Below are 3,154 nucleotides of genomic sequence, written 5' to 3'. Positions count from 1 at the left end.
GTAACCATCCGGCGTGGACCGCAGATGGAAGCAATTCTCAGGTCGTGCCCTTGGGGGCTTTGGGTTTGCGGGGCCGCGGGGCCCATTTCTTTGCAAGCAGATGAAGTCGTTCGACGATCCTGTCGAACCGGGCATCGTTGGGATCGAAGGAACCACCTGACCAGTGGAGCATGTCCTCGTGTTGCTCGTGATCAGGGTCGGCGAGGGCTTCGAGGAACTCCTCATAGCCCCAGGCTCCACCGACGTCTTCGGGTGGACAGGCCCCTGCCGCCTTCAGAAGCCGGGGGTAGGTCACGCCCGGGGTTGCCTCGCCCACCCGCTCAATACGGATGCTGTGGTCCCAATCATCGCCGAAGTCATAGACATACTGGATCGTCTTGGCGCCGGTATCCTCGAGCAGCTTCTCCAACGTCGTCTTCTTCGCGGGCATGGGGCCATCGTAGAACCCGTCCGGGTCGGGCTCGCCCCAACCGGCATCACCGGCGCGGAACTCGTAGAGATGGGTGTCTGTCCAGCCCATGGTAGCCTGTATGACCTCATGCAGCCGGTCGAGCCTGATCTTCAGCGGCACCTCGATATGGCGCATCGGCTGCGGGTCGACGTCGTTCAGGATGATCCGGAGGCGGGCGATCAGGGTCATGCGGCTATCCTTTGCTCAGCCCGGGTCCAGTTCCAGGGCAATAGATCCGGCACCCGGGAGGCGGTCGTGCCAGGCAGCCGGGCGAGGACATCGGCCAGCCAGGCCTGAGGGTCGACATCGTTCATCTTGGCGGTGACGATCAGGGAATACATGAACGCGGCACGGTCGCCGCCGCGCTCGGAGCCGACGAAGAGCCATGACTTCCGGCCAAGGGCGACCCCGCGCAGGGCCCGTTCTGCGGCGTTGTTCGTCAAGCAGACCCTGCCGTCGTCGAGGAACCGGGTGAAGGCCGTCCAGCGGTCCTTCGTGAACATGTAGTTGATCGCCTTGGCGACCGGATTGTGTTTCGACATCCTGTCGCGCTCGGCACACAGCCAGTCGTGCAATGCCTCGACCAGAGGGCGGGACAGCCGTTGCCGGATGGCATGCCGTTCCGCAGCGGTCAGGCCATTGATGCCGCGCTCGATGTCGAAGACCACGTCGATCCGCGTCACCGCTTCCAGCGCCACCGGCGATATGTCATGGGCAGGCTTGCCTTTCCGGGCATTCCCCTTGATGTCGGCAAGCTCGAAGAACTTGCGCCGGGCATGGCTCCAGCACAACGCGCTGCCGACCGCCCCCGGCTCACGGTCTTCGCGGTATAGATCGTTATAGCCCCCATAGGCATCGGCTTGCAGGATACCCTGCCATCCGGCGAGATGCCGGTTCGGGTTGGTCATTCCTCGGTCGCGGGAGAACTGGAACAGGGCGGCAGGTGGGGCCCCGCCGCCGAAGGGGCGGTCATCCCTGACATAGGTCCAGAGCCGGGCGGTTTTTGTCCCGCCCTTCGCCAACAACGGCACTGTCGTATCGTCGCCATGCAAGCGGTCGGCACCCAGAACATGGGCACCGATCAACGCATGGATCGGCTCCAACGCGGCGGCGCAGGCCCCGACCTGGTCTGCGAGGGTCGACAGGCTGAGATCGACGCCTTCCCGGGCATAGCGTTCGGCCTGGCGATTGAGCGGCTGATGCTGGCCGAACTTCTCAAAGAGGATCGTCGCCAGCAGGTTCGGTCCCGCCCATCCGCGCGGCGTCGCATGGAACGGCGCCGGCGGTTGGCTGATCTTCTCGCAGCTCCGGCAGCTGAACTTCTCGCGGACGGTCTGGATCACCTTCCACCGCCGAGGAATAACCTCGAGTGTCTCGGTGACGTCCTCCCCCATCTTCACGATGCGATCCGAGCCGCAACAGGAACAGGCTGTGGGCGCCGCGATCACCACGCGCTCGCGCGGCAGATGGTCCGGGAAGGGCTTGCGTGCCGGACGGCGGCGCTCGAAGCCCGCGACGGTCGTGGTCTTCGTCATCTTCTCGGCGGCGATCTCGTCTTCGGTGGCCGCGGCTTCGAGTTCCTCGAGCTGCAGTTCCATCTGGTCGATCAGCCGCGCGCGGCGCTCCGAGCTGCGGCCGTACTGTTCGCGCCGGAGTTTGGCGATCTCGAGCCTGAGATGCTTGATCATCGCCTCGGAGGTCGAGACCACCGCCCGGGTCTGCGCCAATTCGCTCTCTGCGGCCTCGGCACGGGCCTCCGAGGCCGCGAGCGCGGCGCGCAATCTGGCAATCTCGGAAGAGTTGTTCGACATGGCCAAGACCTACCATGCCGGCATCGGAAAGCCCATGCAAATAAGGCCGATGAGGCAAATTTATCCCGCCTTTACAGGGCGTTGGGTCCAGCGTGGATTGCGCCAGTCGATCCCCTCCAGAAGATAACCGAGCTGGGCCGTGGAGATCTGCACCGCCTCGCCGGCACCGCTGGTCGGCCAGATGAACTTCCCGGCCTCCAGCCGCTTGGTGTAGAGCGACATGCCGACCCCGTCATGCCAGAGCAGTTTGACCAGGTCCCCCTTGCGTCCCCGGAAGCAGAATATCTCGCCCGCGTGCGGATCGCGACCGAGCCCCTGCTGGACCTGTAGCGCCAAGGTGTTCATGCCGCGCCGCATGTCAGTCACCCCGCCCGCGATCCAGACGCGCACCCCCGCCGGGAACGCGATCATGACGGATCCAGGGCTTGCACGAGGCGCGCCAGCACCATCGGGTCAATCGTGGCCGCCACAGACAGGCGACGGCCATTCGCGAGGGTAATATTTGCCGTCAGGACCTCGGCTGTCTCTGGCGTCGGGACCGGTGCAAACGGTCCGCCTTGATCCTCAGCTTCCTCAGGAGCGGCGATGGCCAACGGTGTGAACTGCGGTCGTGCATCGCCGCCCGTCAGCCTGCCTTCGCGGTATTGGCGACGCCAGCGCACCAGCAGGGTGCGGCCAATATCATGACGCCGGGCTGTCTCGGCGACACGCCCTCTACCGCCAAAGCTTTCTTCAACGATGCGCACCTTCTCTTCATCCGTCCAGCGCCGACGGCGCCCGGTATCGGTGACAGAAAGGATCTCTACTTCAGGTCTGTATCTATGGTCGGACATAGCGCCGGACCTACGCCGTGAGCCTCAAGTCAGAAAGACGGGCCTCCCCGGAGGCTTAC

4 protein-coding genes are annotated in these 3,154 nt (G+C 64.7%); all 4 read right to left on the bottom strand.

Features of this window, described 5'->3' with window-relative positions:
• Positions 1-37: 37 nt before the first annotated feature.
• From E1B25_RS21890 to tnpA, 4 genes are read right to left on the bottom strand one after another with little or no spacing between them, the layout of a single operon-like run.
• Positions 38-640, bottom strand: coding sequence for a plasmid pRiA4b ORF-3 family protein (locus tag E1B25_RS21890; RefSeq protein WP_132831676.1), 603 nt, complete (start codon positions 638-640; stop codon positions 38-40).
• On the bottom strand, positions 637-2,262 hold the full coding sequence (gene tnpC / locus E1B25_RS21885; protein WP_132831675.1) for an IS66 family transposase: 1,626 nt from the start codon (positions 2,260-2,262) through the stop codon (positions 637-639). Before tnpC ends, E1B25_RS21890 begins: the two co-directional genes overlap by 4 nt.
• A gap of 60 nt (positions 2,263-2,322) precedes the next feature.
• The gene (gene tnpB, locus E1B25_RS21880; RefSeq protein WP_132831674.1) at positions 2,323-2,673 is read right to left on the bottom strand and encodes an IS66 family insertion sequence element accessory protein TnpB; all 351 of its coding nucleotides are present in this window, start codon (positions 2,671-2,673) and stop codon (positions 2,323-2,325) included.
• Complete coding sequence (gene tnpA / locus E1B25_RS21875) at positions 2,670-3,095, bottom strand: IS66-like element accessory protein TnpA (RefSeq protein ID WP_132831673.1); 426 nt, start codon at positions 3,093-3,095, stop codon at positions 2,670-2,672. The genes tnpB and tnpA overlap by 4 nt, the downstream gene beginning before the upstream one ends.
• Positions 3,096-3,154: the final 59 nt, after the last annotated feature.

The organism is Antarcticimicrobium sediminis (assembly GCF_004348975.1).
GTDB lineage: Bacteria > Pseudomonadota > Alphaproteobacteria > Rhodobacterales > Rhodobacteraceae > Antarcticimicrobium > Antarcticimicrobium sediminis.
This window is presented reverse-complemented; position numbering and strand designations above follow the sequence as displayed.